The organism is Paenibacillus sp. J22R56, from assembly GCF_056269375.1.
The window spans coordinates 156,619-180,651 of record NZ_JBWDNV010000003.1 but is presented as its reverse complement, the minus strand read 5'-3'; the positions used below and the strand labels follow the sequence as shown (position 1 = coordinate 180,651).

Here is a 24,033-nt window from a genome sequence, read left to right as displayed (position 1 = left end):
GTTGTCCCCAAACGCGGGGGCAGCCCTTTTGACTATGTGGACATAAAAAAAGAGTCCCGAATTTTTCCAAGACCTTATTCAACATCATAACAGACGGGAAATGTTCAGTCTATATCTTTTTCGCCAAATATGTAAAAATATGTTTCATTACTACAATCTACGGGGGTGGGGCTTTCAATGATACCAGCATGCTTATCTGAATATCGTTCCTTGATTCCAGTGTTGAGTGACGTTGCGGAATGGTCACTGTTACGGAAATGGGCACTTTCTGAAGTGTACAGAGTAAGGCTCCGAACAAGAGAGTCTCGAATTATTAAATGGGGCGGCAATGAAATGGCTGGAGAAGCCTGCATTTATCGAGAACTGGTACATCCTTTACAAATCAAAGCACCGCAGATTTTTGAATATGTCGAGTTGAAACACAGCGGAGTTATGATTATGGAGGATGCAGGTCACACTAACCTGGAAGTTGAACCGCAGCCCACTCATTTTCTTGAGGCAACCAGAGAGCTGGCAAGGTTAAGAGAACGCGCAGTAATAAACATAGAAAAAAGGCTTCCAAAACCCGTTATCGATACTTATTTCGTCTCCATGAACCAGTTTCTGGACCTGCTTAATGACCTGCTGCAGTCGGAAAAGCTAGCTGATGCAGAAGTGCTGCAGAATCTAAAGGCTGAACTGCCCCATCACTTGGAAAGATTGTATCACACGGTACCTGTTACGCTCGTTCACCATGATTACCATGCCAAAAACCTCGTCATTGGGCACCAGGGCATTATGCCGATTGATTGGGCGCTGGCTTATTTAAGTCCTCATCTTGGCGACTTGTACTGCCTGATTACAGAGGCCGAGGCCTACAGCAATCTAGCTAGGCAAGATATCCTTACAGCCTACCTTGAAGTAGCGGATACACCAGCTGACGAACTGAACTGGCAAGAGTCCGTAGGCGGCATATGCTGGCTGATCAAAACCTTACGATGGCTGATTTATGGGGGAACAGAAATCATTCCTGGATCCGAGGCCTGGATTCCAGATCTAATGAGTGATGTCGAGCAGCTATATCAGGAAATTAGAATATAAAAAAAGCCATCCATTGTTGAGTCAACAATGGATGGCTTCCCTAACCTCTATGCTAATGCCGATGCAGATGTAGATGGTTTTTTACTTACTAAGCCAAGAGCCTCGTTCGTTGTTGCATTGATTTGTTTAATCAGCTCTGGCTGCTGCAGAAGCTTCGTGCCGTAAGATGGAATCATTTCTTTAATCTTAGGCTCCCACTCTTTCATATGCTGCGGGAAGCAATTGTTGATTACTTCAAGCATGACAGATACAGCTGTCGATGCACCTGGCGAAGCACCAAGCAACGCAGCGATCGAACCGTCAGCGGCATTAATAACTTCCGTACCAAACTGAAGCGTTCCTTTGCCTGCCTTCGTTTCTTTAATAATTTGAACACGTTGGCCAGCAACGAGCAACTCCCAATCATCGCTCTTCGCATCCGGGATGAATTCTCGCAGAGCTTCCATACGCTGCTCTTTCGACAACATCAGCTGTTTGACCAGGTAAGTCGTCAAAGACATATTTTTCGCGCCTGCCGCCAGCATATTCGTAAGGTTATGCGGTTTGACAGAAGTGATCAGATCCATGTTCGATCCATATTTCAGGAACTTTGGCGTAAACCCGGCAAATGGGCCAAAGAACAACGATTCTTTGTTGTCGATTACGCGTGTATCCAGATGCGGTACGGACATTGGTGGTGCGCCAACTGGAGCTTGGCCGTAAACTTTCGCACGATGCTGAGCCACAACCTCCGGTTTTTTACACACCATGAACAGACCGCTAACAGGGAATCCGCCAATGCCTTTTCCTTCGGGAATGCCGGTTTTCTGCAACAGATGCAGACTTCCGCCGCCACCACCGATAAAGACGAACTTGGCATTAATGCGTTCCTTGCTGCCGTTCTCCATATTCCGAACTTTCAGTTCCCACGAGCCATCGTTCGCACGTTTAATATCATCTACATTATGGTTGAAGTTTATGTCAACGTTCTGTTTCTTTAATTGATTAAACAGAATGCGCGTTAAAGCGCCAAAGTTAACATCCGTTCCCGTTTCAATTCTAGTAGCCGCGATGGGTTGGTCCACTTTACGGTCTTTCATCATAAGCGGAATCCATTCAGCCAGCTTCGCAGGTTCATCGGAGAATTCCATTCCTTCAAACAATGGATTGACCGACAACGCTTCAAACCGTTTCTTCAAGAAGGTTACATCCTTTTCCCCTTGCACAAAGCTCATATGAGGAACGGGTACAATAAAGTCCCGCGGGCTGCGGATCAGATTGCTGTTAACAAGATAGGACCAGAACTGCTTGGAAACCTGGAACTCTTCATTAACCTTATTCGCTTTGCTAACATCGATGGATCCGTCCGGCTTCTCTGTTGTGTAGTTCAGCTCGCATAGCGAAGAGTGCCCGGTACCTGCATTATTCCATTCGTTAGAGCTTTCCTCACCTGCGCTTCCACGCCGTTCAAACACTGTAATCTCCCAGTCCGGTACTAGTTCTTTCAGTAGTGAACCGAGAGTCGCACTCATGATTCCGGCACCAATTAATACAACGTCTGTTTTCGTTTGTTTGCTCATTTCAACCGTCCTTATACCCTTCGATTTGCAGAAAGGATGCAACACTCCTGCTTATCACACATCTTTTCTGTATCCATAATTAAACTGATTATATTGTAGCGCTACGATCAATGAATAAAAGTATCTACTCCTATTATACGATAGTTTCAAGGTATAATCGACGCTATTTCGACATGATTTTTTAACCATTCCCTGAACAATTCTCCACAAAAGCATTCGAATTTGCTCATAAAATAACAAAACCACTCCTAAGTTTGGAGTGGTTTCCATTGAAGTTCAGCTTAACACTTTATTGGGTATATCCCATAAGCTGTAATGTTTAGCGAACGGTTTTCCTGTTTACTGCATGCTTCTTGCCCCACTCGCCCATCCTTTCGAGGATCGGAATAAATTCTTTCCCTGCTTCGGTAAGGGAGTACTCAACTTTTGGCGGCACCTCTTGGTACACCTTTCTGTTGATCATTTGATCCTTCTCCAGCTCTCTAAGCTGACTGGTCAAGATGGCCTTCGATATGCCTGGGACAAGTCTTTGAAGCTCACCAAACCGTCTTGTCTCCCTCAAATGCCACAAAATGAGGATCTTCCATTTGCCTGCAATCACGTTTTGCGTCTCCGTTACGGGGCAAACTTCAACTTGTTCGACCGGAACTTCCCCCTCGAATGAACTTCGAGCCATGCTAAATCCCTCTCTTCTCTAATGGTTCTGTTTTTATGACTATGTTATAAAATAGTGACTACTTTTAAAAATCGAACTATTGAAATAATATAGGATTATGCTTAAACACACAACTTATCCACTTAGGAGGAATAGATCATGAACATTGGTATCATTGGTGCAAACGGCAAAGTCGGAAGCCTTATTATGCAGGAAGCTTTAAATAGAGGTCATGAAGTGACCGCTATTGTTAGGAACGCCGCGAACATAAGCGAGACAACTATTAATGTGCTCGAAAGGGATATTTTTCATTTAACCGCCGCTGATTTGAAAGCATTCGACGTGATTGTTAACACGTTTAAAGCAGCTGATGGTGAAGAACATCTCTATATCGATGCCGGAAGAGCTCTGGTTCAAGCTTTAAAAGATGCTCCAAACACGAAGCTGATCGTTGTTGGAGGTGCCGGAAGCCTCTACGTCGATGAACAAAAAACAACCAAACTGATGGATACACCGGAGTTCCCGGACTTCGTATACCCTACTGCCTCTAATGCCGGGAAACAGCTTGAGGAATTGAAGAAGGAGACTTCCATTACATGGACGTACATCAGCCCTGCTGCTTTCTTTGATCCAAGCGGAAAAAGAACAGGTTCCTACACGAAGGGCCTCGATCATGTTATCTTAAATAGCCAAGGCCAAAGCTACGTCAGCTATGCCGACTATGCAATTGCCGTACTTGATGAAATTGAAAATCCGCAGCATGTGAATCAAAGATTTACGCTTGTAGGCGAAGCCGAATAAATACAAGAGGCACCCGTGAGGGTGCCTTTACTATTGTATTAACCTTTTTCCTGCGAAAGTCTGGAGGATAACTGTGCTTTTACCTCTATATTTAACAGCCTTGTCTTTGTCACCATACCCGCACTCTCCAAGGTGCGCTTGGAGGCTTCGTTATAATACCAGCAGCCGCATATCGCGGTTACGCCATGATCTTTGCACCATTTGCGCAAATTTACGATAATCGCTTTCCCGATTCCCTGCTTCCTGAAAGCCTCATTCGTAAACATCCCGATGCTGGCTAATCCATCAAACATTTTGGACGAGTCCATGATTCCGATACCAAGCAGATCCGTTCCTCTGTAATAGACGAACAGCAGCTCTTTGGCTATCCACTGGTCATAATCATTCAAGAAATCCCCGCACACCTGCTGTATAGTTGGAAGATCATCCTCTACCGCAAGTCGGAATACTTCCTCACCTTCAGCTTGGCGAATCGCAATGTCTGTCTGACTATCTTGGAAGAAGTAAGCCTGCTTATTGATCTTGAAATCCTGATCGACGGCTAGACTTAGGAACAATTCATCACAGGTCGGTACGAACAGATTTTTAACAGCATGCCGCTCCAGCGCTTCAAGAAATAATGGCTGTGCATGCATCAGATAAGATTGCCGGATATAAAACTGGGTAAGCAGTTCCTGATTGTGTATCGCGTAATACCCGGCATCCTCCGGACCGTCCTGAATCCGGTAAAAGGCTGAGGATAGAATATGGTCTTCCAGAAAGGAATCAAACGGCGAGGACAATCCCTCCAGATACTCGGTAACAAGGTGTTGAATTTCATCGTATGTGCATGAATGAATGACCATATCGCCTAACCCTCTCCCTTAAAATATTGAATCGGACGAATCTCAATTCTCCACCCAAACTGCTCCCCCGCTTCTACCTGCACAGCAGGATGCAAGGAGGCGATTCGTATCGCGTCTTCCATGTCCTGCGCTTCAATGAGAAAAGCACTGCCGATCATCTCTTTTGTTTCAATAAAAGGACCGTCCATTACTCTCACTTTGCCGTTTGCCCGCTTCAAACCTGTTGATTTCGGGGCGAGACCAGCATCCATAATCACTTGGCCACTGTTGTAGAACTCCTCAAGGTGGGGCGGACACTGCTGCATAATTGCAGTAATTTCCTCTTTGTCGATTGCATCCATTGCCTCCGCATTCAAATAACCCAAACATAGGAATTTCATTGTTATTACCCCTTTAACGTTAGATTATGGTCCCGGAGCTGGTTCACTCCAACCTCTTATTGAAACGACGAATAGACTCTTGCAAGATCGACAACTTCATAACTGTATCCTAACGCAAAAATATTTTTTTCACAGCATAAAAAAAGCACCCAAAAGGGTGCTGTGCTGCGAACTATATAAGCAGAGGTTAGATCACTTAAACGCAACAAAGGTTAAGTCCTTGCTTTTTAAATATTTTATAATGGCTGGAAGCGCCTCTAGCGTGTTCTTGTCTTCATGAAGTACATAAATGCCGCCAGCGGCTTCTACATGATGGAAGTAACGAATAATGTCTTCCGGATTCTTGGCATTCCAGTCTTCCGGATCCCGGTTCCACAGAAGGGTCTTCATATGCTGCCCCTTAGCTGCAGAAACCAGGTCAGCGTTAACCGCACCATACGGGGGGCGGAACAACGTGACAGGCTTATCCGTTAGAGACTCGATAGCATGGTTTGCCTTGGACAAGTTCTCACTTTGTTCCTCTCGATCCGATTTGGTCATAACACTATGATCCCAAGAATGATTCCCAATCGACATGCCATGTTCACTTGCATAAGTAACAGCATCCGTATGATGACTCACATTTTGACCGATGAATAGAAAGGTCGCAGGAACCTTCTGCTCCGCGAGAATATCTACAATCTCTCTCGTGAGCTTGGATGGTCCGTCGTCAAAGGTTAAAGCGACATATTCCTTCGGCAATCCGAAAAATTTCTTTTCTTCCGTGATGTCGATCACTTTAAAGGCTGATTGTGTTTCATGATCACTAAGCTGAATCAAGTCCTGCTCCGTTATCACGGTCTGATCGGCCGTCACAACCTCTGCAGCATTGGATACAGCAGCCTTGTTCAGATCACTAAATGATGCGGATACATGAGCCGTTGGCACATCACTCTTGGTAACCTCGGCCTTCGCTGCTTGTCCGCCAAGAATACGTGCGGAATCGACCTTGCCTCCAGTGGCAATAGAGAGAATAGCGAGCAAACCAACCATAATTAACAGTGCAACTGCAATTCTAGGCATACGTGCGGTGTAACGCCTCGGGAGCTGTGGCGGATTCACAATAGCGATCTCGACTGCATCTTCCTGCTTCACCTCTTCCATTGGAACAGGTGTAAGCTCGCCTTGCCTGATCTGTTTAATTAAACTAAGGTAAGCCTCGCTGCACGCAAAGTACAAAGTGTTCCGGGAAATGCCTGTAGTTCGAATAATAGAACTATAAAACGTATTTCGGAAAGGATCCCATTTGGAGTAGGGAGAAATTCGTATCCTGTCTCCATTTAACGGCCCCAGTGCTTCAAGTTGAAAAAACGTAAACTCATCAATATCGATTACGTAGACAGCTTGCATGTCCTCTTGGGTTACGGCAATTCTGAGTAGGTTAGCACCACCCGAAGTCCTCTCAAGCGACAGCAGCTCCATCACCTGTATGCTGTATGTGTCCATCCCCATGTGCGTCCTTCTCTTCCCATTCCCGGCATGACCTTATTCCGATGAACCTCCATCAGTAGAGCTTGCATTAGGTGCAAACGGAGACGTTAGCCGGTTCGTAAAGTCATTTACAATGTTAAGAAGATGCGTTTTCTCCTGACGGAGGGCATCGAATTTCTGTCTCATTTGAGAAAGCTCGGATTCCAGCCTTGTATTCTTCTCTTCCAGCTCATTAATTTTCTTGTTCTTATCTGCAGTTGTCTCATTGTGCTTTTGCAAGAGGCCTGCGTAGTTCTGGCGTTCGAGCTCGATAACGCTTTTCAGCTCCTCAATCTCACCGGATAAGGTGGAATGAAGCTCCCGATAGTCATCCATCATCTGGTCAACCTTCAGGTTCTTATCGCTTAGTCTCTTCTCCAGATCAATAATACTCTTCTCACGCTCTTCAATGACCTTGCCGAGATTCTTTACGTCCCGGTTTAATCGATCAATCTGCCCATTTGCATGGCCCAGTCGATCTTGCAAATCGTTATGGCTCATTTCGACATGCTGTTTGGCTTTTATCATCTGCTCAACGGCAAATACCAAGTCCAGCGATCTTTTGTCCATATGACCTTTATTTATTAGAATAGAGCCGGATGACTCCTCTACGATCTCGGATGCAGCTGAATTAACCGACACTTCCTCCTGCGGTTCTTCCAAGTCCCTCCTTACCCCAAGATCCTCTCGCGAATGCTGCTGCTCTTTCTTCTTTTGGAAAGGAGAAAACATAGATCAACTCACCTTTTCTGAGAAAATATGTCGATTCATATCGAAAAATGTTTCCTTCATTATAGATTAATTTTCCAAGTTTATATGCGGGGCTAAAGTACCTAATTGAATAGGTCTATTTAGGTCAAAAGGATTGGTAATGCGGGAGGATAGGCGTGGCTTTTGGCTATATCTACAGGGATAGTCCGAATGTTATTTAGTGAAGTCAATCACCACCATGAATGAAAATAGGTTTTGTCTTTTGTAATAAATTGGATTGCACAAAATAATAAATTCTATTTATAAGGAAACGGTTTTGAAACAGACGCAAAAAATAACCCGCAGCCGACTGCCTGTCTTCAACAGGACAGCCGCTTGAAGGTTATGAATGATCAGAATCAGCATTAGAATTAAAAAGGATTCATGACGTGGAAGAAGACGTTCGGGCTTGCCATCCGGTAATAATGGCTGCTCCAGCCAACTCCTCTGCTGTTAAAGCGATTGACGGTGCTAAATGGCAGCCGCTCCTGCTCCAATTCTTCGATTCGGTCGATTTCATTGTCAGCGAAGGCAAGCACACGGACCGATGCGGTATTGAGCCTATTGATGACGCCGCCGTAACGTATATCGAGCACTTCCCAGCCGAATGGCTTGAACATCTTAAGCCATTGCGTGCGGTGAGCGACGCGGAGTTCGTCAACCGCTGCTGCAATAACGGGAATTACCTCAGTCGCCAAATGCCGCAGCGCAGCTATATCCGCTGTATCGTAAGCGTGTTTTAACTGCAAACCTAATTCGCTTTTTTGTTTCAATACTGCGCACAGCTTCTGCGGAACTTCGAAGATCCAATCCAGCGCCGCGTCCTTGACCCTCGCATCGCTCAATTTCTCTTCAAGCGCCGCATAATGCGCATTTAATGGTAAGCCGTTGATCTGGCAGTCGAATAAACCAAGCAAGGCATCTTGGTAAAGCAGAAACTTCGAAGGATTGCTTTGTTTCCGGTTGTCCGGTTCAGATCCGGGCACTTCGTCCAAGTCTTTCAGCAGCAAGTACGCATCTGCGTCGATGCCGGTACAGAATTTTGCTCGTTCAGCGACGATGCGTGAGTCTGGTTGTTCCTCTGAATAGGCATGCTCCGCGTAGAGCTGCAGACCAAGCAGCGCCGCGAATGGATTGCCTTCGTTGCCATCATCGCCCCACATCGTCGCGTAAGCCTCGCGTATTCCTTCACGCTTACAGGTTTGAAGCGCGACATTAGTCGCATTGAGCGACATCCCGTAATTAACGCCAAATGTATTGAAGATCCACACCGCTCCAGCGAACACAAGGTTGCAGCCAAGCGGACGGTGATTGGCAATAACACCCTCATAGTGCTCCTGCTCCATATGGACATAATCCCAGTACACCATATCCACGTCTTTCGGAATCCGGCGGGCCATCTCTTCGGGGATTTTCGTATTCGTATTGTAATAATCGCTTTCAGTGCCTGTATTGCCAACCGCAAGTTTTAAGAACATATCGCTCCACATCATTGCCTTCAGCCCATGGCGGCGAGTAACATCGAGCACCTTGTCCAGATGTCCGGTCATGATGTCGATCCGGTCAGCAAAGCCGAAGCGGTCCAAATATTTGCCGCGCCCAAGCTCTTCCGCTTCATCCATACCGATATGAATTTTGCGGCTGCGGAACGGCGCCGAAGCAGAATGGATCATGCGCTCCACCAGCAGGTCTACTTGATTGTCGCCGACCAGAAGCGCGCCTTTTGTATCCTTGTATCCTTTCACAGGCTCCCACTTCAAGAATTCCTCCAGATGTGCAAGCGTCTGAATACTTGGGAAGGCTTCGATACCAAATAGGTCGGCATAGTCATCAATGGCTTTCAATTCCTCTGCGGAGTACCGTCCGCGCATATAGCCAAAGTAGGGCTCACCCTCGATCGCATAAGTATCTTCCATATATAGCATGACCGTATTAAGACCCATTAGCGCCATTCGGTTCAGCATCGTCTTGAACGCGTCCACGGTCAGTACCCCGTTGCGGGATAAATCGAACATCGGTCCAATTGTATCGAATTGCTGCTTCTCGATGCGCGTCAGAGGCTCGCCTTTGCGTGCGTGCTGCACAATCAAGCCAAGTCCGCGATAGAATTGATGTCTTCGCTCGTAACGGATATAAGCTTTTCCTGCGCCTGGTTCGTATTCTATCTCCAGGCCGTCTGAAGAGTGGCCGACGACCACCGTTAATCCTTCATTCTCATCGAGTGTACGCGCAAGCTCAAGCGTTATGCCAAGTTCCGGAACGATGGCCTGAATGCCAGGCAGCAATTCCTCCAGTTCGCCTTCGAAACACAATTTCATAGGAATACTCCTCCCAAATATGAATCTAGAGCCCATACCACATAGGCACGGACTCTAGTTAGACTTTAACCTTTTACAGCGCCAGCGACCATGCCCTGCATGATCGAACGTTGGAAAATCAAGTAGAGGATAATGGTTGGTATTACCGCGATGGTGAGTGCAGCCATCGTCAGTTCGTAATCGGTCATATATCCTGTTGCGAACTGCGATAAGCTAAGCGGTAAAGTTTTAAGCTCTGGCTTACTGATAAATACGAGCGCGAATGAGAAGTCATTCCAGAACCGCAGGAGCGCCAGAATGCCCACGGTAGATAATGCAGGAGCGGACAGCGGAAGCATGATTTTCAGGAATGTACCCCAGTATCCCATGCCGTCGAGATGAGCCGCTTCTTCGATTTCTTTCGGAAAAGTGTTCATATACGCCTGAATGATAAAGATTGCAATTGGCAGTTCAAATGCGACATACGGGAGTATAAGGGCACCGTACGTGTTGAGAAGATCAATCTTATTCATAACGATAAACAGCGGAACAAGCGTGCTGTGAACTGGAATGAGCATGCCGAGCAGGAATAAGCCCATGACAGCTAGTTTGAGGCGAAACTGGAAACGGGACAAAATGTATGCGGCCAGCGCGCCGATTATTAGTGTAAGTACAAGCGAAGCTCCCGTAACGATAATGGAGTTGAACATACTCGTCCCCATATCGGATACTTTCCACGCGCGGGTGAAGCTGTCCCAGTGCCAGGTTGTTGGCAGCTGGAACGGACGGGAATAAAACTCTTCGTTCGACTTGAATGCACTAGTAAACAACCAGAACAGCGGATAAAGCGTGACAAGCGCGTAAAGGGTCATCAGACCATTCGCGAGTCCGCTTGAAAAACGGCGTTGCAGCATGCGAGGTCCCCCTTAACGATTTTTCGATTTCATAAGATATTGGCTGCCGGCGATCAGGAACAGACTGATGATAATAATCGCGGTTGATACCGCGCTGCCGTAACCGAACCGGTAAATTGCAAATGTATTATTGTACATATAAGATGCGAGCAGTTCAGTCGAATGGGCAGGTCCGCCTCCGGTCATGATATAGATCAAGTCGAATGACTTGAGACTGCCGGAAATACACAGGACTACCGCGACCTTGATCGTATCCCATATTAATGGCAAGGTTAAAGAGAACAGTTTTCGGGAGCCTTTAGCTCCATCAATTTTGGCTGCGTCGTCCATCTCACTCGGAATATTGTGAAGAGCGGCAATGAACATAATCAAATACGGACCAATGTAGTTCCAGATGATTGGAACCATAAGCGAATACATCGAGACGGCCGGATCGCCAAGCCATTGGCGTTTCCAGGACTCAAGTCCAAGGCTGTCCAGCAGGAAGTTGAGAATGCCGATTTCCGGGTGATAAATATAACCCCAGATAATGCCGACAACAACCGACGATAATACCATCGGCATAAAAACAGCGGTACGGATGAATTTATGAATCCAAGAGTTTTTGAGCAGCAAAAGCGCAAGCACGAGTGCAATCGGCACTTGGCCAAACACGGATGCGGCGACAACAAGCATGTTGTTCTTTAATGAACGCCAGAACACTTCGTCATGAATAATCTCTGAATAGTTATCGAAGCCGATGAATTTCGCGGTGCCGATTCCTTTCCAATCGAAGAAACCGTAATAAGCAGACCAGATAATCGGGATGATGACAAAGAAAGAGAATAACAGCAGCGCAGGGAGAAGACCAATAACGATAAATCTTCTAGTCCGTACAGTAGACGTCATAACGCCCCCTCCATTTCAATCGCTAGTAGAACGGTAATCCGTTCCGCCCCCGGCCTTGCAGCATGAGGAAGAACGGACCCCGTATATTGCAGTGTGGTTATTACTTTGCTTCTTTTTCTTGTGCAGCCTGGACCTTCTTCGCGATCTCTTCCGGCTTGCCGCCCATAAGCAGATCCTGCAGACCGTTGTTCAGCTCATCGGCTACTGCGGAAGACATAACACCATCATAGACAGGAGTAGTGGTAACGCTGTTCACGAGATCATACACTTCGGCGAAGATTGGTGTAACCTTCGTTTTATCAAGATCAACCTTGTAGCTGACAAGCTGATTGCTTTCCAGCACACGTTTTTGAGCATCTGGACCAGCCATTGCATACATGAGGTCGTATGCAGCCTGCTTCTTCGCATCTTTTACTTTCGAGCTCATGCCGATACCCGTTCCAACCACACCAGAGATCGTATTAGGATCCCCTTTGCCGCCAGGGATAGAAGGCAGCACAGTCGCACCCATTTGCTCAAGCGTTTCCTTCGAGGCCGAGGCCGCTAGGTTCGTCAATGCCCAACCGCCGTCGATCATCATAGCCGCTTTGCCCTGAGCGAAATATTGTTCCATCTGCGTATTATCGATGGAGTTGAAGCCGTCTTGGAACGCGCCTGCTTTACCCAGATCTTGAAGGTAAGTTAGCGCCTCTACGAACTCTGGATCTGTGAATTTCGCACCGTCTTGCGCCGCTGCTTTCAGGAACCATTCCGTACCCGTCACGCGGTCAGCCAATGAACTGAAAATACTAGATTGTGCGAGCCATGCCGCTTTGTTGCCGAGCGCGATTGGCGTGATTTTCTTTTCTTTCAGCACGGTGACAGCATTCATGAGTTCATCCCATGTTTTTGGAGGCTGCAGACCGTTCTCTTCGAGAATTGATTTGTTGTAGTACAGAATGGAAGTCGGGGACAATGCAATTGGTGCACTGAAGATGTCCTCGCCAATCGAGAAGCCGTCAAAGGAGCCTGGCAGGAATCCGTCTTTCCATTCCTTCTTGCTGTCCAGCAGCTCGTTAATCGGTTGAAGCAGGTTGCCTGATTGGAATTCCTTCGTCATGACACCTGGCCACATAACGAACAGGTCCGGCATTTCGTTAGCAGCTGCAACCGTTTTCAATCGAGTGCGATAGCCGTCTGGTGGAATCGCCTGAACATCAAGCTCGACTTCCGGGTGATCCTTCTGATATTGCTCGATGATTGCACGCATCGTTTGAGCACGTTGATCATCGCCTGTATAGTTGTGCCAAAGCGAAAGCGTTACTTTCTCTTTGCCATTGCCGTTGGAATTAGAATCGTTGTTGCTGCCGCAGGCAGCCAGTAGGATTGATGCGGTGACGAGTGATGTCGCCACAATGGATAGCTTCTTATTCATCGGAAAATCCCCCCTGATTGAAGTTTATAATCGTCTAGCAATGTGTTGCGTTAGTATACTTTCAGTATAGACTTGGGTGTAGCGAAGAGGCAGGGGACACCCTTCAGGTCATGGGGGGACATCGATCAGGTCTTATTGCGATATTCGGACGGTGTCTGGCCGGTCGCCTTCTTAAATAATTGACCGAAATACTTCACGTCCTCGTAGCCAACCCGCCCGGCAATATCACTGATCTTGATTGGAGTACTGTCCAGCAGTTCCTTCGCACGAGTGATCCGCTCCTTAGTCACAAATTCGATATAGGTAAAACCAGTCTCCCGCTTGAATACTTCGCTGAAGTGGTTCGGATTCAAATGCACATGCTTCGCTACTTGCTGAAGCGTTAAGTTTCTGTCCAAATGGTCTTTAATGTAAGTAATCGCTCTTTTGATATAAGATACTCGATCGCCCGACATCGTTTCTCTGTACAGGTCCATGATCGAGTTCAGCAAACGGAACAGTGCTACATACGAATTTTCCGACTGATTAAGCAAATCTAGGCGCAGCGGTTCTGCTGCAGGCGGCGGTTCACCAACCGTTGAAGTGACCCTCTCCAGAAAGCGATGTCCAGACAGAACGATTGAGTTCAAGTATGCTTGCAGAGAGTCTGGCGTCACTTCTGGATCGGACAACTGCGCAGCTATCGTCTCGTTGACCCAATGCCGCAGATCGATAATGCTTCCGGATTTAGCAATGGCGATAAACTTCGCTTCCTCCTCTTCCGAGCAGACCGTCTTACCGCCTGTCCGATCCTTCACGAGCTCGTAGCGGATAAACGTGTCTTCGTTGGTGCTCGAAATGGAACGGTAGGTGAACGCATGCTCCGCTTCTTTGAAAGAACGTTTCAGCTCCTCTATTGACCCCACTGTTGAACCAACAGCCACGTAGAGCTTGCACTTGAGTTTCCGGCTGACTCTTCCAAGCTCTTTCTCCAGCTTATCGTCAGCCTCAACAGCCTTGTTATTCATGACAACGAGAACTCGATCCTTATGCAGGAGTGTCTCGCAGGGCAATATCTCCTGTACGATATTGGCGACGGCAAAATGTGCAAGCGAAGAGTCATCCGGCCGCCCTCCCCAACCACTCGCTGCCAATAGCAATACCTGCAGGGACAAGGGTTGTTCCTCAAGCCCAAGATGCGGCAGCAGCTCGCTGGCTGATTCGACGGATTGATCACTCAGTGTCCCTTCCCGGGTCAGACTCTCTAGCAGACGATCACGGAACGCCGAACGGCCGCGGCTTTCCTTCTTAATCGACTCCCATCGTACCTGCAGCCTCTGCTTTGCCTTCATCGCCGCCCTGATGATTTCTTCGGGACGGCTAGACTTCAGCAAATAATCGCTCACGCCTTCTCGGATCGCCTGCTGGGCATAAGAGAACATATCGAAGCCGGTCAAAATAATAATTTCTGTATCCGGCCATTTCATCTTGATTTCGGCTGCCAGGTTGATACCATTCATACCTGTCATCTGAATGTCGGACAGGACAATGTTAGGCTGTTCGTCCGGAAAACGGGCCAATGCCTCCTCGGCGGAAGCGGCTGGCGGGAGAAGCTTGAACCCGAGCTCCTCCCAATTGATGACGGTGCTTAATCCGTTTCGTATGATGACCTCGTCGTCTACAATCATTATTTTCATGCTATTGATTCCTCCGTTACCGGCAGCGAGAACGAAACGATCGTTCCAACGCCCTCTGTGCTTTCAATTTTCAGTCCGGCATCAGCGCCGTAGTGAAGCAGCAGTCTCAAATTCACATTCCGTAGTCCGTAATGTTCTTTGGACTCGCCACGTACATCCTCCGGCTCGTTAAGCCGGGTACGGATATTCGCCAGCTTCTCTGGAGCGATGCCCGCACCCGAATCTTCTACGGTGAATGTCATGAGTGATGCCTGCAGACTCGCGTGTACACTGATCGCCCCTTTTCCAGGCTTCTTCTGCAAGCCATGGACGAGCGCGTTCTCTATTAGGGGCTGCAGCAGCAGCTTCAGAATCTTCTTGCGATACAACTGCGAATCAATCGCGAATACGATGTCGAACTGATCCGGATAGCGGATCGCTTGAATATTCGCGTAATGGCGTACATGAGCAATCTCTTGCTCGACGGATGTAAATTGGGCACCTTTGTTAAGGCTAAAGCGAAGGAAATCACTTAAGTTGCCGACCATATCGGCTGTTTGATGATCCTGATTCATGAGCGCCATCCAATGGATCGACGAGAGTGTATTGTATAGGAAGTGGGGGTTGATCTGCGCCTGCAGAGCCTGCATATCCGCTTCCGTCTTCATCGCTTCGGTTAGCTTTACTTGGTCAGTGAGCGCCTCGATTTTACCGCTTAGCTTGTTGTAGCTTCGTACAAGCTGGCCAACCTCATCCATGGATTCGACCGGATACAAACGCATGGGCTCTTCCGGGTCGGTGTTGTTCAGGAAATTCGTCAGCATGCGAAGCGGCCGGGTGAGCCGTTGGACAAAGAAAACGACGAGCACAACAATGGCCAATAGCGCGACGCCAACTGCCGCGGCGGTAAGCGTGAGCACATAGCGGTTCTGCGACTTGTAATCTGCGAAAGGGATGACACCAATCAGTGTCCAGCCGGCTTCAGGAAGTTTACGGTACAGCAGCGTCTTTTTATCCCGTCCGGTTCCGTAGTTAATAGAGCCTGCCGTTCCGTCTATGGAAGGCATCTCTGGCAAGATGTCTGCGATTGCACTCGGAAGTGGAGACATGGAACCAGACAGGACATTTCCGTCCCCGTCGATGAGCAGCATAAACCCATTATCGCCGATACCTGATTTCTTAAGCGTCTTCGCCACCATGCTTTCGTCGAGACTAATGACAAGCTTGCCTAGATATTGGAACGTATTCACGTTACGGATCGGACGGATAAGAGAAAGGATGTTTTTCTTGCCTGCCGCCGTGTGAATGGGATAAAGCGATGTCCACCAGTAAGGATGATCGACGAAATAATCCGGTTCAGAGATTGTAATGTCCGGAACACTAACCTTAAAGATCGTCGTATTGGACACAGGAAGCGCCTGGCTGGCGGGATAAATCGTAATATCCGATACATAGTTCTTGGAATACATCAGGTTCGATAGAAATTCAGTCATGCGGTTCTGTCGCAGGTTTGCTTCTTTCTCGGAAACGTTCAAATACATTTGAACATCTTTGTTACCGATGAGGAATAAAGAGCTGTTCTCGATGTCGCGCATGAAAAACTCAAGGTTTGAGCCCATCTGTCTCATAATGCTCATCCCTGATTCTTTCACCTTTTCTTCCGTTATGTTGGATGCAATAAAGTAGGAAAACAAACCTAATGATAATAGCGGCAGCAAAATCGAAATGAGGAGCAGGAACGTGATTTTGCGCTTCAGCGATCTTCTAAACCAGCCGTTCATGCCGTCGATTCGACCTCCATTTAAGAAAATTCGTTCCTTATAAGATTTATTCTGAGCAATTAAGCTACAATAAACTCCCTCTCGGGAGAGAGGGAGTTGTCTCACACATCGTAATTGATAATGTAATGATGCTGGTCCGTATCGTAGAACCCTTCGCTGTATTCAACCGGCTCGCTATTCCCGGCGAAGGAGTAGCGTGAACGCTTTAGAAGCAGTCTCCCCACTTCGAGACCTAATGCCTCCATTACGCGTTCCGGCGCACTTCCGCAAACGGAAAATTCGTCACGGTACTTCTCGAGTGTCACTTGGCTTTCTTCGAGCAAGCCATATAACGACTGCTCGTTCAAGCCGGCAGATTCAATTCCAGACACCTTGCTCGTTAAGTAATGATTGAAATAGATGTAGGGCTTGCCGTTCAGCCGATAGAGTCGCTCGATCTTCACACAAGTATCACCGAACAATCGCCGCGCTATGGAGTCTTCCTCTGTAGGCACGACTTCCGCGGACAGCAGCTCCTTCTGAATACGGTATCCTTCTTCTACAAGCACTTCGGTAAACCGCTTCAGCTTGGACAGCTTCGAGATGGAAGTATTGCGGATGACCTTCGTGCCTTTACCGCTTCCTTTCTCTACATATCCATCCTGCGCCAGCTCCTTAATAGCGGCGCGCACCGTAATTTTGCTCACATTAAATTCAGCCTCTAACTGCGGCTCGGAAGGAAGCAGCGTGCCGACCGGATACTTCCCGTGAAGAATATGTTCTTTCAGTACGCTCATGACTTGTAAGTAAAGCGGTTTGTCGATGGAACGTCGCATAGACACAGGAATGGCCTACCTTTCTACATCAAGGGCAGCTTCCGTCATGGCTCGAATGATGTCCCGCTCGCTTGACATTGGCGTATCTCCAGTAATCGTATGAGCGAGCATAGCCGCTGCAACCGCGAAGCGGACCGTATAATCCGATTCAAATCCGCTAAGCTCGCCGTGAATAATCCCGCTCGCGAACGCATCGCCTGCACCGATTCTGTCATGAACAGCGAACGTAACAGGATCGGCGAAGAAGAATTCATCCTTGTATAGATAGCCTTGAAGGGTATGCGTATTATTTCCGTTAATCGTACGATGCGTCCCTGAAATGACGGATATGCCGTAACGGCTCGCGACTTGTGGGATGAGCTCGGTTAACTGCTCCTGACGGCTTGTCTGCTCCGTCGGCATGCCGAGGATACGCATCGCGTCCTGCTCATTCATCATGACGATATCCGCCAGGGAGAGCATCTCTTCGTAAAAGGGGCGGGCTGACGCATACCCGTCTTCTCCCCAATGAGCCGGGCGATAGTTGCAATCAAATACGATTCGGCCGCCTTTTGCCTTGACCGCGCGTGCTAAGGAGAGCAGATGGCAACGCACGAGATCGTTCATTGCAAGCGTAATACCGCAAAAATGCACAAGATCAACGCGCTCGGCTATAGCCGCATAATCGTACGTCTCAGCGGATGCCGTATTAAAGCTGCTTGCCTGGCGGTTGGAATAAGTGACCCGGCCGGGGCGTGCACCAAAGCCGTTCTCCAGGAAATACATGCCGATGTATTGCCCGGATCTGGCGACGAGGTCAGTCGACAAACCAAGCTTGCGCACGAACGCTGCAGCCGCGTCTCCAAGCGGATTGTCCGGCAGAGTCGTAACAAGCTCCGTACGATGCCCAAAGCGGGCGAGTGCGGAACCTACGTTAACACCTGTGCCGGAGAAAGAGTAATTTAAGCTGCTCGCCTGGGTTAACAGCTCGTAACCCGGCGTCTGCAAACGCATCATGACTTCACCAAATACGGCAACGGTCAGGCGATCACAGCTAGGACGATCAGCCATGGGCATCGACCAGCCTTTTCATTACAGCGAGCAGGGCTTGCACGTCTGCGACGTTAGTCTTGCCTGTAGCCTTGTCGATAATCGAAGAGTAGACATGTGGAATCACCTGCGGTACTCCTGCTTCCAGCGAGATGCGTAAGATTGGCTCGAAGTTGTCCATGTCAATGCCGCCCGTAGGCTCAAGCGCAAACCCTTCTTCACCGCATGCTTTAGCTACTGCACGAAGCTCGTCTTCCCGGCTAAGTCCGTTCATCGGGAAATACTTGAGTGCATTACCGCCCATGTCCCGGACAAGTGCGATAGCGGTCTTAACGGGTACGATAGCTTGCTCTGGCTGTGCAGCGCTGTAGGGACCAGTCGAGATATTTACGTAGCCAACTTGACCTGTCGGCGAAACAAGGCTGTTGATCCAGCTCTCCTGGCCGTTCAAATTGGCACGGGTTGCACCAACTGCCGGGAATACCTGGTTAATATGCGTTCCCGGATAATATTTCGCAATCTCAGCTACAACTCCCGCTTGCCGATTGTCTCCTGCTCCAAGCCCAATGGAGACAGCCTCTTCAATCGCTTCTCCATAACGCTTCATCGCTTCAACAGCAGCTTCAACAGTCGGATAGTCTTTGGATAGAACACCAACGAGTACATGCCCTTCTGCAGCGTCGAACACTTCTTTGGCATTGTCCACACTGTTTGCAAGTACATTTAGTGCTGCGCGGTTCTTATACAATCTTTTATTCATATTGGACATGTTAGTTGCCTCCTGTTAACTTGCGGATGGTTGCTGCGATTACGTCTATATCGTCGCCTAGAAGTGGACGTGGATCAATGTCGAAGTAGCCTTGCTTCACGCCGTAATCACGGGTATAGATAGCAATATCACCGTTCTGCAGCTGATGGACGACTTCTTTAGCCGTCGTGCCTGCCGTTGCCGGATCGATCTGAATTCTGGCACGGAAGATCGCCCGTCCTGCTTCATCCTGCACAATCGTCACTTGAACGCCCGGCTGCTCGCTCAGCGGCATAAGGATTTGAAGCGATGCTTTCTCCTGCTCGCTGTTATCCGGCTTATCAAGATATTCGTCCAGAGCCTGGAGCAGGCCAAACGTTGTCTCCTTGCCGACCTTCATGCTGCGGCCAATGCCATGCAGCTGAACCTTCACCATCTCCACATATTTGCGCTTGCCGCCAACAATCCCTGAGGTAGGCCCTTCGATTGCCTTGGAGCCGCTATAGATGGCGAGGTCAGAGCATTTCACATACTTGCGAATATCTTCTTCAGCTGCTGCATCAACAATAAGCGGAACGCCGCTGCGCTGTGCTACTGCCCATGCTTCTTCAACAGAAATCATGTTTTTTTGTACCGCATGATGCGATTTCACATACAAGATGGCAGCTGTACGATCGCCGACCGCATCCTCAATATGCTCAGCTTTACCTTCGTTCGCATAACCGACTTCAACGAGCTTGCCTCCGCCTAAGAACACCATCGTCTCAACTGGAGCACCGTATTGAACATTATGACCTTTTAAAATAAGGATTTCATTCTTCTCAATTGGATCTTGGTGCAGCCGTTCGCTTCTGCGACGGTTGCCTTGCGTCACGATACCGGCTACGCATAGGGCAATACCGCTTGAAGCTGAGTTGACAACGACAGCTGCTTCAGAGCCGAGGATACCGGCAATATAATCGCCTGCCTTATCTACGAGATCCGCAATTTCCACGTAGCTTTGCCCGCCGCGCTTCATTGCATCCATAACGGTATCGGTTGGTGCCGATACGCCAAGGATGCTCATGCGTCCGCTTGCGTTAATAACACGCTTCAATCCATATTTAGCATTCAACATATCTACCATTGACGAAAACCCCTTTAGCTTGAATATATTGATCTCCTACACGTGCTTCCCCTTCGGAATCGATGAACTCCGCTTTTTCCTGCTGCACAGTGAAAAAGGTGAGATGAGCCTTGTCACCAGCCTCGATACGTCCTAGCTCAGGCTTGTTAAGCCAATCGGCCGCCCGAACCGTAACGGCGTCGATCACCTCAGCTAGCGGGTAGCCCAGCAGCAAAAACTTGGACATGACATGCGCCAAGCTATATACAGGACCGCCCAACCGGTTGCCTCTGTATATATCTGAGCTGATGGTGTCGAACCTGATTCCACTTTCTTTCGCGGCTTCCGCTGTCCTAAACGAGAAGCTGGCGGTGCCATGCCCTACGTCCATACGGACCCCTTTGCCAATGGCATCCTTGAGCTCTGGCAACGGTTGTCCCGCTGTGTCGAACAGATTGTTGCTCTTTCCGTTCAAATAATGGGTTACAACATCATTCTTCTTCAACAATGGCAAGATCTCCTCGATTCGAGGCGGTGCCGACCCGATATGAACCATAATCGGCAAACCCGTCCGATCTGCGATTTCTCTAGCCCTTCGAAGCGGCTCAATTCCGCTTTCTTTAACGACGCTCCGGCTCATTCTTGCTTTCAACCCGACAATAAAGTCTGGATAGCTATGAATGGTTTCTATCGCTTGCTCCCGATCGATCCAGCTTAAATCGGATAGTTCATCAATTCGGGATAACCCTATCTTCGAGATGTTCAGCATCGCGAGCACGCTTGTCATCGATTGCTTCTGGCTTGCCGCCAAGTCTCCAATCCGGTCCGCGCCGCAGCTACCCGCATCTACGATCGTCGCTACCCCTTGCTTGACGCCGATTTCGTCAATCTCATCGCCGTACGGGTCAAGCTCGGCGAAGGCGTGAACATGCAGATCAATCCAACCGCTTGAGACATATAATCCGGTGCCATCTATATCAACGTCCCCGCTACTAGCGAGTCCAGCACCTGTTACTTCGATAATTATGCCGTTCTCGACGGCGATATCTATTAATTCGCCATCCGTTCGTTTAACGTTGCGCCATACGTGCTTTATGCGAATCACCTTCATTCTTCATTCTCAGTTAGTTATAACGTTATAATGTTAACCTACACTGATTTCGCGCTCAGGTCAATAAACATTATAATGTTTTATGCAAAAATAAAAAAAGCAGACACCGGATTTAATACCGGTGCCTGCTTCATTATGCGAATTTTGAGGAATACCTGCTATGTTTCACGTGAAAAAAGTCGAAATATAGCCCCCGCCTTATTTTTGCGGAATCATGTTGTTGTAAATGCGTGTTGCGTTTACTTTACCGGTGCTGAGATCCTCAGTCGTAAAGCCGGATACCACATTTCCGACTTTAAATTCCTTTTGCAGCAGCTCATCGGATGGTTCCGCCGCTGTTGGACCGTCAATGCCCATAATGGTGTCAGGAGTCACTGTCACCCATACATCATTAACTTTGAAGCTTTTGCCGTCTGCACTTACTTCAGAGATTACACCATCAATATTTACTTGCACTTTAGCTGTAGTAGCAGGCTTCTCACCGCTGTCCGCCTGAGGTGCCATATTGTTATAAATCACATCAGCCGTTACCTTGCCTGTGCTCACATCCTGAGAAGTATAGCCGGATACGATATTACCGACTTTGAACTCTTTTTGCAGCAGTTCTTCGGATGGCTTCTCCGCTGTTGGCTCATTGCTTCCCAGCTTCGTTTGATCCGTTACTTCTACCCAAAGATCGCCAACCTTAAAGCTCTTGCCATCTGCACTTACTTCAGAGATAACGCCGTCTATATTAACCGCAACTTTACCTGAAATAGGCGGTTTTGTTGTCGCCTCAGCCGTTTGCCCTTGATTAGTTGGTGTGGAAGCCGGATTGCTTTGATTTTGATTGATCGAAATAACACCAACCGCCAATATTGCCGCTGCTGCAAGACCTACAGTCAAACCCGTTAACTTTCTTTTGCTTGTTTTCTCCATTTTTACCCGCTCCTCATTCATAGTAGTTGTATGTGTTGTTTTCTCAAGTTCCAGCATTAACTTCTGATAGGTTGCCTCTTTGAAGTCCTCGCTGGTTCTCACACGGGACATCGCGGATTTATAGACAGATTTCTTCATCCTCCAGGCCTCCAATCTTCTCTTTTAAGAGTACACGTCCTCTGGCTAGCCATGTTCCCACTGTTGCGGACTTGGCCTGCATAATAACTGCGATTTCCTGAATCGAATAGCCTTCGTAATAATGCAGATGAATCGGAATACGATACTTCTTGTCCAAGGAGAGTACGGCCTGCAGGACCTCATTCTCTTCCTTGGGGAGGTAGCTCAGGTTTTCGGGAACAGGGTTTCTGCTTTTGAACCATCCGGTTTTCAGCATATTTTTGCTTTTATTAATGGTCGTTCGAATCAACCACGCTTTTTCATGTTCGCTGTTCTCAAATACAGGGCGCTTTTGCAAATAAGTGAGGAAAACCTCCTGCGTCACTTCTTCTGCATCGGCTATATTTTTCAAGTAAGCAAAGGCGATTTTGATCATGCTCTGCGAATATAGATCCAAGGCCCTTCGCACAGATTCATTGAGCTCATATGAATTGTACACCTCAGCACCTCCTTTCACTTGTAATACAACTGAGTGCCCCATTATTTTTCATTCGATACTAATTATTTTTAGTAGACGTAAGAAAGCCCGTGAATGACTGCAATTTGCCCACATGTAAAATAGCCCAAAAACAAAAAAGGCAATGCCCTTACCTGCTCTTGCAGGTAGGACTTTGCCATCTCGACTTATCTATATGAGTATCTATAAAAAAGTGCTAAAGCTTTCTCGCAGCTAACCGGCCATCACGAACGAACCGTGCTGCCTCTGCCATTTGTGATTCGCTTACCGCTTCCATCGTCGCAAAGCCATACGGCTTGTACTGCTCAAGAAGCTCGAAGAATAACGGATAGTTGAGCTCGCCTAAGCCAGCCGCTGTTTCCCTCAGAGTGCCATCTGCTGCACGGTTCAGGTCCTTCACATGCGCGCTTACGATACGTGGACCAAGCAGGCGGAAAGCTTCCCGAATAGTGTGCTCCTGATTTTCAAAACGAGCTGGGTTCATTAAGTTGCACGGATCCATCACGACGCCAACGCAGGAGGACGGGAACCGATCGATTGTCTCGGCCAGTGTCTCTGTCGTATCGATCATATGTCCCTGAGCGGCTTCCAGCCCAATCGTAACGCCCCAACGCTCGGCCTCTTCGACCAGTTCTTCAAGCGCACGGTTTAAACGCTGGACATGCTCGACACGACGCTCCGGATCCGTTACGCCGCCGACCTCTGTCGCCACAATAGGTGCCCCGAAGTGCCTTGCGTTCCGCAGATGCTCCTTAAATCGGTCAACATTATGCCGAAATACTTCATCATCTAGATCAACTAGGCTCGCGTAGCAGCCGAGTACTGCAATACGTACACCATTCTCCGCAAATGCCCCGCCCACCTCTTGCGCCAAACCGGGGCTTAGCTTACCAAGTCTGGCATCCACATCCGAGAAGGCTTTTGCCAAAGCCAATTGAACATAGGGAAACCCTTGTGCGGCAGTCTTCCCCGCCAATTCCTTATAGGGCATCGTTCCAAGTAAATGCGCTAATATTCCAACTGACATGACAATCTCCCTTTCCTGCTTTGGCTCTTATTTGTATCTATTATATACCAGATTTTTAGCTATGCCGAACAAAAGGGTACAGGTACAAAACAGGCCGCAACTAGTTGTTTTCTAGTCA

At 48.1% G+C, this 24,033-nt stretch carries 22 protein-coding genes; 2 read left to right on the top strand and 20 right to left on the bottom strand.

Going from position 1 to position 24,033, the window contains the following annotated elements:
• The first annotated feature begins 177 nt into the window (after positions 1–177).
• Positions 178–1,080 carry a phosphotransferase gene (locus tag AC0YNT_RS08765; protein WP_475804216.1) on the top strand — a complete coding sequence of 301 codons (903 nt, stop codon included), beginning with the start codon at positions 178–180 and terminating at the stop codon, positions 1,078–1,080.
• A 47-nt stretch (positions 1,081–1,127) separates the two neighbouring features.
• On the opposite strand, the gene AC0YNT_RS08760 is transcribed toward AC0YNT_RS08765, so the two are convergent.
• Positions 1,128–2,639, bottom strand: coding sequence for a malate:quinone oxidoreductase (locus AC0YNT_RS08760; RefSeq protein WP_475804215.1), 1,512 nt, complete (start codon positions 2,637–2,639; stop codon positions 1,128–1,130).
• Between the two features lie 319 nt (positions 2,640–2,958).
• Complete coding sequence (locus AC0YNT_RS08755) at positions 2,959–3,315, bottom strand: winged helix-turn-helix transcriptional regulator (protein WP_167281469.1); 357 nt, start codon at positions 3,313–3,315, stop codon at positions 2,959–2,961.
• A gap of 138 nt (positions 3,316–3,453) precedes the next feature.
• Here AC0YNT_RS08755 and AC0YNT_RS08750 point away from each other — a divergent pair, with 138 nt between their 5' ends.
• Positions 3,454–4,095, top strand: coding sequence for an NAD(P)-dependent oxidoreductase (locus AC0YNT_RS08750; RefSeq protein WP_475804214.1), 642 nt, complete (start codon positions 3,454–3,456; stop codon positions 4,093–4,095).
• A gap of 38 nt (positions 4,096–4,133) precedes the next feature.
• Here AC0YNT_RS08750 and AC0YNT_RS08745 read toward each other — a convergent pair whose 3' ends face one another.
• The 18 genes from AC0YNT_RS08745 to AC0YNT_RS08660 form a co-directional block, all read right to left on the bottom strand.
• Complete coding sequence (locus tag AC0YNT_RS08745; RefSeq protein ID WP_475804213.1) at positions 4,134–4,940, bottom strand: GNAT family N-acetyltransferase; 807 nt, start codon at positions 4,938–4,940, stop codon at positions 4,134–4,136.
• 5 nt (positions 4,941–4,945) lie between these two features.
• Positions 4,946–5,320: a YciI family protein gene (locus AC0YNT_RS08740; protein WP_475804212.1), complete on the bottom strand. Its 375-nt coding sequence runs from the start codon at positions 5,318–5,320 to the stop codon at positions 4,946–4,948.
• Between the two features lie 192 nt (positions 5,321–5,512).
• Complete coding sequence (locus AC0YNT_RS08735) at positions 5,513–6,811, bottom strand: polysaccharide deacetylase family protein (RefSeq protein WP_475804211.1); 1,299 nt, start codon at positions 6,809–6,811, stop codon at positions 5,513–5,515.
• 33 nt (positions 6,812–6,844) lie between these two features.
• On the bottom strand, positions 6,845–7,561 hold the full coding sequence (locus AC0YNT_RS08730; protein ID WP_167281451.1) for a hypothetical protein: 717 nt from the start codon (positions 7,559–7,561) through the stop codon (positions 6,845–6,847).
• Between the two features lie 389 nt (positions 7,562–7,950).
• On the bottom strand, positions 7,951–9,897 hold the full coding sequence (locus tag AC0YNT_RS08725; RefSeq protein ID WP_475804210.1) for a family 20 glycosylhydrolase: 1,947 nt from the start codon (positions 9,895–9,897) through the stop codon (positions 7,951–7,953).
• Positions 9,898–9,962: 65 nt separating this feature from the next.
• Complete coding sequence (locus AC0YNT_RS08720) at positions 9,963–10,790, bottom strand: carbohydrate ABC transporter permease (RefSeq protein WP_475804209.1); 828 nt, start codon at positions 10,788–10,790, stop codon at positions 9,963–9,965.
• A gap of 12 nt (positions 10,791–10,802) precedes the next feature.
• Positions 10,803–11,678, bottom strand: a complete 876-nt coding sequence (locus AC0YNT_RS08715) for a carbohydrate ABC transporter permease (protein ID WP_167281444.1) — start codon at positions 11,676–11,678, stop codon at positions 10,803–10,805.
• A 100-nt stretch (positions 11,679–11,778) separates the two neighbouring features.
• Positions 11,779–13,092: an extracellular solute-binding protein gene (locus tag AC0YNT_RS08710; protein WP_475804208.1), complete on the bottom strand. Its 1,314-nt coding sequence runs from the start codon at positions 13,090–13,092 to the stop codon at positions 11,779–11,781.
• A 125-nt stretch (positions 13,093–13,217) separates the two neighbouring features.
• Positions 13,218–14,768 carry a response regulator gene (locus AC0YNT_RS08705; protein WP_475804207.1) on the bottom strand — a complete coding sequence of 517 codons (1,551 nt, stop codon included), beginning with the start codon at positions 14,766–14,768 and terminating at the stop codon, positions 13,218–13,220.
• On the bottom strand, positions 14,765–16,528 hold the full coding sequence (locus AC0YNT_RS08700) for a sensor histidine kinase (protein ID WP_475804206.1): 1,764 nt from the start codon (positions 16,526–16,528) through the stop codon (positions 14,765–14,767). The genes AC0YNT_RS08705 and AC0YNT_RS08700 overlap by 4 nt, the downstream gene beginning before the upstream one ends.
• Positions 16,529–16,629: 101 nt before the next feature.
• On the bottom strand, positions 16,630–17,343 hold the full coding sequence (locus AC0YNT_RS08695) for a GntR family transcriptional regulator (RefSeq protein ID WP_475804547.1): 714 nt from the start codon (positions 17,341–17,343) through the stop codon (positions 16,630–16,632).
• Positions 17,344–17,358: 15 nt separating this feature from the next.
• A complete protein-coding gene (locus tag AC0YNT_RS08690; RefSeq protein WP_475804205.1) occupies positions 17,359–18,393 on the bottom strand; it encodes a sugar kinase in 1,035 nt (344 codons plus the stop codon).
• The gene (dagF, locus tag AC0YNT_RS08685) at positions 18,386–19,141 is read right to left on the bottom strand and encodes a 2-dehydro-3-deoxy-phosphogluconate aldolase (RefSeq protein ID WP_475804204.1); all 756 of its coding nucleotides are present in this window, start codon (positions 19,139–19,141) and stop codon (positions 18,386–18,388) included. Before dagF ends, AC0YNT_RS08690 begins: the two co-directional genes overlap by 8 nt.
• A 1-nt stretch (position 19,142) precedes the next feature.
• Complete coding sequence (locus AC0YNT_RS08680; protein ID WP_475804203.1) at positions 19,143–20,246, bottom strand: DgaE family pyridoxal phosphate-dependent ammonia lyase; 1,104 nt, start codon at positions 20,244–20,246, stop codon at positions 19,143–19,145.
• A complete protein-coding gene (locus AC0YNT_RS08675; protein ID WP_475804546.1) occupies positions 20,224–21,327 on the bottom strand; it encodes an amidohydrolase/deacetylase family metallohydrolase in 1,104 nt (367 codons plus the stop codon). The genes AC0YNT_RS08680 and AC0YNT_RS08675 overlap by 23 nt, the downstream gene beginning before the upstream one ends.
• A gap of 207 nt (positions 21,328–21,534) precedes the next feature.
• Positions 21,535–22,392, bottom strand: a complete 858-nt coding sequence (locus AC0YNT_RS08670; RefSeq protein WP_475804202.1) for a DUF5666 domain-containing protein — start codon at positions 22,390–22,392, stop codon at positions 21,535–21,537.
• Positions 22,373–22,870 carry an RNA polymerase sigma factor gene (locus AC0YNT_RS08665; RefSeq protein ID WP_475804201.1) on the bottom strand — a complete coding sequence of 166 codons (498 nt, stop codon included), beginning with the start codon at positions 22,868–22,870 and terminating at the stop codon, positions 22,373–22,375. The genes AC0YNT_RS08670 and AC0YNT_RS08665 overlap by 20 nt, the downstream gene beginning before the upstream one ends.
• Positions 22,871–23,084: 214 nt before the next feature.
• The gene (locus AC0YNT_RS08660; protein ID WP_475804200.1) at positions 23,085–23,915 is read right to left on the bottom strand and encodes a sugar phosphate isomerase/epimerase family protein; all 831 of its coding nucleotides are present in this window, start codon (positions 23,913–23,915) and stop codon (positions 23,085–23,087) included.
• Positions 23,916–24,033 lie beyond the last annotated feature (118 nt).

Excerpts from the sequence above, each read along its gene's own strand:
- AC0YNT_RS08765 (WP_475804216.1), top strand. The coding sequence starts at position 178 with ATGATACCAGCATGCTTATCTGAATATCGTTCCTTGATTCCAGTGTTG.
- AC0YNT_RS08760 (WP_475804215.1), bottom strand. The coding sequence starts at position 2,639 with ATGAGCAAACAAACGAAAACAGACGTTGTATTAATTGGTGCCGGAATC.
- AC0YNT_RS08755 (WP_167281469.1), bottom strand. The coding sequence starts at position 3,315 with ATGGCTCGAAGTTCATTCGAGGGGGAAGTTCCGGTCGAACAAGTTGAA.
- AC0YNT_RS08750 (WP_475804214.1), top strand. The coding sequence starts at position 3,454 with ATGAACATTGGTATCATTGGTGCAAACGGCAAAGTCGGAAGCCTTATT.
- AC0YNT_RS08745 (WP_475804213.1), bottom strand. The coding sequence starts at position 4,940 with ATGGTCATTCATTCATGCACATACGATGAAATTCAACACCTTGTTACC.
- AC0YNT_RS08740 (WP_475804212.1), bottom strand. The coding sequence starts at position 5,320 with ATGAAATTCCTATGTTTGGGTTATTTGAATGCGGAGGCAATGGATGCA.
- AC0YNT_RS08735 (WP_475804211.1), bottom strand. The coding sequence starts at position 6,811 with ATGGGGATGGACACATACAGCATACAGGTGATGGAGCTGCTGTCGCTT.
- AC0YNT_RS08730 (WP_167281451.1), bottom strand. The coding sequence starts at position 7,561 with ATGTTTTCTCCTTTCCAAAAGAAGAAAGAGCAGCAGCATTCGCGAGAG.
- AC0YNT_RS08725 (WP_475804210.1), bottom strand. The coding sequence starts at position 9,897 with ATGAAATTGTGTTTCGAAGGCGAACTGGAGGAATTGCTGCCTGGCATT.
- AC0YNT_RS08720 (WP_475804209.1), bottom strand. The coding sequence starts at position 10,790 with ATGCTGCAACGCCGTTTTTCAAGCGGACTCGCGAATGGTCTGATGACC.
- AC0YNT_RS08715 (WP_167281444.1), bottom strand. The coding sequence starts at position 11,678 with ATGACGTCTACTGTACGGACTAGAAGATTTATCGTTATTGGTCTTCTC.
- AC0YNT_RS08710 (WP_475804208.1), bottom strand. The coding sequence starts at position 13,092 with ATGAATAAGAAGCTATCCATTGTGGCGACATCACTCGTCACCGCATCA.
- AC0YNT_RS08705 (WP_475804207.1), bottom strand. The coding sequence starts at position 14,768 with ATGAAAATAATGATTGTAGACGACGAGGTCATCATACGAAACGGATTA.
- AC0YNT_RS08700 (WP_475804206.1), bottom strand. The coding sequence starts at position 16,528 with ATGAACGGCTGGTTTAGAAGATCGCTGAAGCGCAAAATCACGTTCCTG.
- AC0YNT_RS08695 (WP_475804547.1), bottom strand. The coding sequence starts at position 17,343 with ATGCGACGTTCCATCGACAAACCGCTTTACTTACAAGTCATGAGCGTA.
- AC0YNT_RS08690 (WP_475804205.1), bottom strand. The coding sequence starts at position 18,393 with ATGGCTGATCGTCCTAGCTGTGATCGCCTGACCGTTGCCGTATTTGGT.
- dagF (WP_475804204.1), bottom strand. The coding sequence starts at position 19,141 with ATGTCCAATATGAATAAAAGATTGTATAAGAACCGCGCAGCACTAAAT.
- AC0YNT_RS08680 (WP_475804203.1), bottom strand. The coding sequence starts at position 20,246 with ATGGTAGATATGTTGAATGCTAAATATGGATTGAAGCGTGTTATTAAC.
- AC0YNT_RS08670 (WP_475804202.1), bottom strand. The coding sequence starts at position 22,392 with ATGAAGAAATCTGTCTATAAATCCGCGATGTCCCGTGTGAGAACCAGC.
- AC0YNT_RS08660 (WP_475804200.1), bottom strand. The coding sequence starts at position 23,915 with ATGTCAGTTGGAATATTAGCGCATTTACTTGGAACGATGCCCTATAAG.